This window comes from Pseudomonadota bacterium (assembly GCA_011049115.1).
Classification (GTDB): domain Bacteria; phylum Desulfobacterota; class Anaeroferrophillalia; order Anaeroferrophillales; family Tharpellaceae; genus DSCM01.
On the sequence record DSCM01000110.1, the window covers coordinates 1 to 6,660 of the forward strand.

The following is a 6,660-nucleotide window of genomic DNA, read 5'->3' on the forward strand; positions in this document are numbered from 1 at the left end:
CATGGAAAACCTCTATTTTGGGCTGATGTTTTGTGGTGATTATTGATGCCCATTATAGAGGTTTCCCTGCATTAAGTAAATGTTATTATTGATATTTTATCCAATCTTTGCAACACCTTTTATAAGGCAAGCCATGGAGAATATCGTCCAAAAAATCGCCATTTACGCCATTCCGATACTTTTCGGCTTGTCTTTCCATGAGTATGCACATGGGTTCATGGCGGATCGTCTTGGAGATTCTACGCCTCGATCAATGAATCGGTTGAGTCTGAACCCGCTGGTTCATCTTGATCCGATCGGTACGCTGGTTTTTTTTGTTACTCAGGCTTTCGGATGGGCTAAACCAGTTTCGATTAACCCCGACAATCTTGCTTTGCCACGGCGGGATCTCATGTGGATTGCCTTGGCCGGACCGCTGGCAAATTTTATTTTGGCGATTTTTTGCGCCCTGCTTTACCAATTATTGTTTAATTTTTTCGACGCCTTTACCGGTCTTCAGAACACGAGCTGGTTGACGCTTCCTTTACGTCAAATGCTGATCGCTGCGGTCGCAGTCAATCTATCCCTGGGATTTATCAATCTGATACCAATCCCTCCCTTGGACGGGGGGCGGATTTTGGCTGGAATCCTGCCTCAAAAACCGGCTGCCTACCTGGAAAAAATAGATTCCTACGGGGCGATTCTTTTGCTGATTCTGGTCTTCAGCGATGGTTTAAACATCGTTCTCTTGCCTTTATTGTCGACGGTAACTGGCCTTTTGCTTTACGGGGCAACATCATTTTAATTCAATTTAATTCAGTCTGTTTAACGAAACAATTAAAGACTACTTGGGGTTTTGTTGTGAGTATAAAAAAACGCGTTGTTTCTGGCATGAGAACCACCGGAGAGCTTCACCTTGGTCATTACCATGGGGTGTTGACCAACTGGTTAAAACTGCAGCAAGGCTATGATTGTTTTTTCTTTGCGGCCGACTGGCATGCCCTGACCAGTGAGTACCAGGATCCCAAGGTTGTCAAAGAAAGTACAAAAAGTATATTTATCGACTGGCTCAGTGTTGGCATTGATCCAGACAAGGCGACCCTTTTCATTCAATCTCATGTTAAGGAACACGCTGAACTCCATTTACTGCTTTCGATGATCACGCCGCTTCCATGGCTGCTTCGCAACCCAACCTACAAAGACTCTCAACATGAGGGGTCGGGCAGCGAGGACAGTACGTATGGATTTCTCGGCTACCCGGTGCTGCAGGCCGCAGACATTGTCATTTACAAAGCTAATCTGGTGCCGATCGGGGTCGATCAGCTACCGCATGTCGAACTGACCAGGGAGATCACCCGGCGTTTCAATCACCTTTACGGAAATACCTTTCCGGTCCCGGAGCCGATTCTGACTGAACTTTCCAAGGTGACCGGCTTGGATGGACGTAAAATGAGCAAAAGCTACAATAATGCTATCCACCTCAGTGACGACGAAGAAACCCTGAAAAAAAAGGTAAGCTCAATGGTGACCGACATTCAACGAGCCCGCCGCAAGGATCCGGGAGATCCAGAAAAATGCAACCTTTTCCCGCTGCACCCGCTTTATTCCGATCCGGAAGAAGTTAAAGAAATTCGCGCAGCCTGTCCTCGAGCGGAGATCGGCTGTGTCGACTGTAAGAAAATTCTTTTACGCAATCTTCTCAAAGAATTGGTTGGTGTCCATGAAAGACAAAGATTCTATCGAGGCAATCCAACCCTTCTCGGCGAAATAATCGCAGACGGCACCAACCGAGCCACAACGGTAGCTCGTGAGACTATGCTCAAGGTCAGAGAAGCGGTTAAGCTGAGCTGAGGTTCCCCAAGCAAGGAGGTCACAGGTATCAGACTGCAAAAATATATAGCCCATTGCGGCTTTGCCTCGAGGCGACGAGCAGAAAATATGATTGCCGAAGGCCGGGTTCAGGTTAATGGCCAAACCATTCGGCAGCAGGGTGTTACGGTGAACCCATCTAACGACGAGGTGACAATTGATGGCAGGAGGCTTGTTTGGCACGCGGAAGCCGTCCCAAAAACAATTCTACTCAATAAACCGGCTGGTTATCTCTGTAGTATGTATGACCCACAACAACGCCCCTTAGTCAAAGATCTCTATGCAAAAAACATCGAGGGGCGTCTTTTCCCGGTCGGTCGACTTGATTTTGAAACCTCGGGGTTACTGCTCTGTACAAATGATGGAACTTTGGCTAATCAGTTGATGCACCCACGCTATAAATTCGAGAAGGAATACCTGGTTACCGTTGCCGGAAATTTTGCAGAGCCAGAGATTGCCGCTCTGCGCCGGGGCGTTGAACTCGAAGACGGACCGGCGCGACCTCTTAAAGTTATTCCCGTCAGTCACAACTTCAGGCGGAGCCAACTGTCAATGGTCATCTGCGAAGGGCGTAACCGTCAGGTCAGGCGCATGCTTCAGGCCATTGGCTTTAAGGTAACATCTTTACAAAGAACCAGGTTGGCTTTTCTTGGCCTGCAGGGGGTTCGAGAAGGCTCATGGCGCTGGCTGACTCAGTTAGAATGTCTCAAGTTACAATCGATGGCGGAAGGGGAGTCTTAAATAATTATGCAAGAGGCATCCTTGAATGTAATTTTTCTCTGGCACATGCATCAACCTGATTATCGCGATGCTGAAAAAAAAGAAGCCATGATGCCCTGGGTACGTCTGCATGGGATAAAAGATTATCTGGACATGGTAACTATTCTGGATGATTTCCCAAAAGTCAGGCAGAATTTTAACTTGGTTCCATCCCTGCTTGATCAGATTCAGGGATATGTTGATGGGAGCCTGACTGATAGAGCTTTAATTTTAAGTCGTAAAAAAGTGGACGACCTGAGCGTGGAGGACCGAACCTTTCTCCTGCAATCATTCTTCCATGCTCATTGGGATAATATGATTAAACCTTATCCTCGCTATTGGGAATTGCTGAAACTGCGAGGGTTTCACCCGGCGACCAACTCGCTGAACGAGGTACAGCGTTATTTTTCCGAGCAAGATTTTCTTGATTTGCAGGTATGGTACAATTTGGTCTGGATTGACCCGAGTTTTCGCAAGGAATTTAGACTACTGGATGATCTGATCCGGCGGCAGCGAAATTTCAGCGAAAACGACAAGTTGGCTGTCTTAAAGCTGCAGAAACAGATAATGGCCCGAATTATTCCGGCATATCGCAACCGAGAAGAAAATAATCAGATAGAATTATCAACCACTCCGTACTACCATCCGATTCTGCCGCTGCTCTATGACACAAATCTGGCCCAGATTTCGCAACCGCATGATTCCATGCCCAGTCTGCGTTTTGCCCATCCGGAAGACGTCAGAACGCAAATAAACAGGGCCGTACAGCGACATGAATATTACTTTGGTCGCAAACCGACAGGCCTGTGGCCTTCCGAAGGCTCGGTATGTCAGGAAATAATACCATTTATAGGGCAAGCCGGAATCAATTGGATTGCCACAGATGAAGGCATTCTGGCGAACTCTGTCGGACGAGAACCCCTTCGCGATCACAAAGAAGTCGTCAGGGATCCAGCATCTTGGTACCAGGCCTATAAAATCGAAGAGCAGGGGACTGAGCTGAAAGTGATTTTCAGGGACCATCTGCTTTCCGATCTCATTGGCTTTGTTTATTCGCACTGGAATGAACAACAGGCCGCAGATGATTTTATTCGTCGTCTAGGCGATATCAAAAAAAACATGAGGGGAGATGTTGAGGGGAGGGCGGTAGCTATCATTCTTGATGGAGAAAATGCCTGGGAGCATTTTGCAGCTGATGGCGCACTCTTTTTAAAAGAGCTTTACGGGCGCCTTAATGACAGTCCAGACTTTCAGGCAACCACCATCGACAGCTACCTTGCCGGCCGAAAAAATAAATTTCCGGAATTAAAAAAAATTTTTCCCGGGTCATGGATTAACCGAAATTTCAGGATCTGGATAGGTCATCAGGAGGATAATTTAGCTTGGGATTATCTTGGCAGGGCGCGCCGCACCCTTGTTCTTTACGAGCATCTGCACGCCGATCGTATGAAAACCGACAAAGAGTTGATGTTACAGATTAATAATGCATGGGAACATATTTATATAGCTGAAGGTAGCGACTGGTGCTGGTGGTATGGAGACGACCACAGTTCTGAGAATGATGCCGATTTTGATGAGCTTTTCAGATCTCATCTGAAAAGCGTATATAGGTTTATCGGCGAAGACGTGCCTGATTATCTTTTTCGCCCCATCATCATGACGGATAAGGCCCTGCACCCCAAAACCGAAATAAGCTCGTTCATCAAGCCGGAGATAGATGGTGAAGAAAGCAGCTACTATGAATGGCGAGCTGCTGCTTTCTATGATGCGGCCCAACAGGGCGGTGCCATGCATAGATCGGAGTATCTAGCCAAGGGGCTTTATTATGGTTTTAATCAGAGTAGTTTTTTTCTGCGAGTCGATATCGACAGGAAATCTTTGACTTCGGAAGGCTACAACGTAAGTTTGAAGCTGGTTAACAGCCGCCAGGAAACGGCCGAGTTCAATTCCTGTTACCTTCAAGATGCTGGCCGATTGATTCTGGTTTGTGAGGGCCGCAAAAAACAGCCTCAGCAGCGAGTTGAAGAAAATGAAACAGAGCTAGAAGGGGTTGAATTCGCAGTCAATTCGGTCTTTGAAATCAGAATTCCATTTGTTCTGCTGGGCGTCAAAATTGGTGAGGATCTGAATTTTTCTGTCACGTTAAAGCATCAGGGTCAAGATGTTCAGCGCATACCATCCGGAGGCTACCTGCATTTGACTGCTCCGGATCCGGATTTTGAGGAACGGATGTGGTACGTGTAGTTTTTGTCCGTAGAAAAAATCAAGGAGGAAAAAATCGGCTTTTTTTTGAAGCGTTACTTCTGATAATATATATTATGTTAACTTTGCCACGGTATAAGGGTTCCTCCGTTTCCATCATGCCTCCCTTTCCCTTCGCGATTTAATCGATTAATAAAAGCTATGGACACAACCTGAGAAATCGATTAAAAACGTCAGCGGAATTTAAAGTTTAATTAATTGAGAGTTCTCAGCCAATAGATGAAAAAAAATATTGCTGTTGCCGGCAACATAGGGTCAGGAAAATCTCTTCTGATTGATTTTCTATGCTCTGCTTATCCCTTAGCTCGACTCCAGAAGGAGGAAGATTTAAATCCTTATCTCAAAGATTTCTATGCTGATATGGAAAGCTGGTCTTTTAAATCGCAGATTTTTATATTGACGCAAAAGTTTTGCCATATTCAAAAGGCTGCCACAACTTTTCGTTCCGTTATCCAAAATCGAACCATTCATGAGGATGCGGAAATTTTTTCCCGTAATTTGTTTCAGTGCGGCTTAATGAACGAGGTTGACTTTAAAACATATTATGATCTGTACCTGGCTATATCTTCAGTACTTCCAGCACCAGACCTATTGATTTATTTACATTCTTCAGTAAATGCATGCTTAAAAAGAATTAAAAATCAGCCAGACTATTTTCCTGGTAGAATTAATTCAAATTACCTCAGGCAGATTAATCGTCTTTATGTGAACTGGATCGCAGACTATAATCTTTCAGAAGTAATTATAATCGATACGGATCAATTTAATTTTGCTGCTAATTTTGTTGATCGAGCAGATATTTTAGAGGCTATTGAGCGACTCATCTAAGCCTACTCCATGGCGCTGCCTCTTCTTGCGTTGTTTTGAATTTTTTTTTCACTTGACAAATTTCCCATCATCCATTAGTCAGGCCACCAAATTGACACTTACTCCATGGAGGATAAAATACAATGATTTGTCAGACTGTCAGAAAAGGGACTGAATGTTTTCTCATGAAGTCTAGGGGTTGTTCATATATTGGGGGGAAATGCAAGCCAATTGTAGATCAATGTGAAGGTTGTGCAAAAATTACGGAAGTAGATGGTGTTAGTTATTGTGTCAGTTTTCCAGAGCCTGAAAGTAAATGGGTAAGTGGAACTTGCACTATGGCTACTCATGTTAAACGTGATATTGAGCAAATCAAGAAGAAAATCAACCCGCTGAAAGCTTCCAAAAAAGGTATTCGCAGCTAGAAAATTCAGCGTTTAAAAAATTATTGATATTTATTATGAGGCAGGAGGAGACGCTCTTCTTGCCTCATGATTTTTGTAACAAAGATTGTTTGATTGTAACTATTCACCGTGATTCATAGACGCCAGTGCTTTTCTGGCAAATTCTGGCAAAGTCTTGTTGAATAAACATTCCAAGGCATAGCTCGACGATACACTTTGCTTGCGGCAAGTGGACAGATGGCCACGAATACGGCAAAACATTCGGGCACCTTCGATTGACCGGAAGCAATTGAGCCGTCGCTGATAAGGGATTTGCAGCTGTTCACAAAAGTATTCCTGTACCCGTTTATAAGGAAGCAGCTGATATTGTGACAAATAAACTGAGTGCGCCTTGATCCCGGGACCATACTGAGCCGCTTTCGTAACCTCTTCGGGAAATGGTGCTACATACTGTTTACCATTTTGGTCTTCCAGAATCTCAGCTCGGTACTCAGTAACGATCTTTGAAAAATCGATATCAAACACTTGGCGGGAATGATAACCGACTCGACGATATTGGCCTTTTGGTAGCTGTTTCCGA

5 protein-coding genes and 1 pseudogene are annotated in these 6,660 nt (G+C 44.8%); all 6 read left to right on the forward strand.

Features of this window, described 5'->3' with window-relative positions; all coding sequences use genetic code 11:
* Positions 1 to 79 precede the first annotated feature (79 nt).
* The 6 genes and pseudogenes from ENN66_09810 (at position 80) to ENN66_09835 (ending at position 6,101) form a co-directional block, all read left to right on the forward strand.
* Positions 80 to 784, forward strand: coding sequence for a site-2 protease family protein (locus ENN66_09810; GenBank protein ID HDS16878.1), 705 nt, complete (start codon positions 80 to 82; stop codon positions 782 to 784).
* A gap of 56 nt (positions 785 to 840) precedes the next feature.
* Complete coding sequence (gene trpS / locus ENN66_09815; GenBank protein ID HDS16879.1) at positions 841 to 1,830, forward strand: tryptophan--tRNA ligase; 990 nt, start codon at positions 841 to 843, stop codon at positions 1,828 to 1,830.
* Positions 1,831 to 1,860: 30 nt separating this feature from the next.
* Positions 1,861 to 2,589, forward strand: a pseudogene (locus tag ENN66_09820) (rRNA pseudouridine synthase).
* A 6-nt stretch (positions 2,590 to 2,595) separates the two neighbouring features.
* On the forward strand, positions 2,596 to 4,851 hold the full coding sequence (locus tag ENN66_09825) for a hypothetical protein (GenBank protein ID HDS16880.1): 2,256 nt from the start codon (positions 2,596 to 2,598) through the stop codon (positions 4,849 to 4,851).
* Between the two features lie 237 nt (positions 4,852 to 5,088).
* Positions 5,089 to 5,697: a deoxynucleoside kinase gene (locus ENN66_09830; protein ID HDS16881.1), complete on the forward strand. Its 609-nt coding sequence runs from the start codon at positions 5,089 to 5,091 to the stop codon at positions 5,695 to 5,697.
* A 122-nt stretch (positions 5,698 to 5,819) separates the two neighbouring features.
* The gene (locus tag ENN66_09835; protein HDS16882.1) at positions 5,820 to 6,101 is read left to right on the forward strand and encodes a hypothetical protein; all 282 of its coding nucleotides are present in this window, start codon (positions 5,820 to 5,822) and stop codon (positions 6,099 to 6,101) included.
* The last annotated feature ends 559 nt before the right edge of the window (positions 6,102 to 6,660 follow it).

Bases quoted from the DNA above. Each gene is read 5' to 3' on its own strand.
- ENN66_09810 (HDS16878.1), top strand. From the start codon at position 80: ATGTTATTATTGATATTTTATCCAATCTTTGCAACACCTTTTATAAGG.
- ENN66_09830 (HDS16881.1), top strand. From the start codon at position 5,089: ATGAAAAAAAATATTGCTGTTGCCGGCAACATAGGGTCAGGAAAATCT.
- ENN66_09825 (HDS16880.1), top strand. From the start codon at position 2,596: ATGCAAGAGGCATCCTTGAATGTAATTTTTCTCTGGCACATGCATCAA.
- ENN66_09835 (HDS16882.1), top strand. From the start codon at position 5,820: ATGATTTGTCAGACTGTCAGAAAAGGGACTGAATGTTTTCTCATGAAG.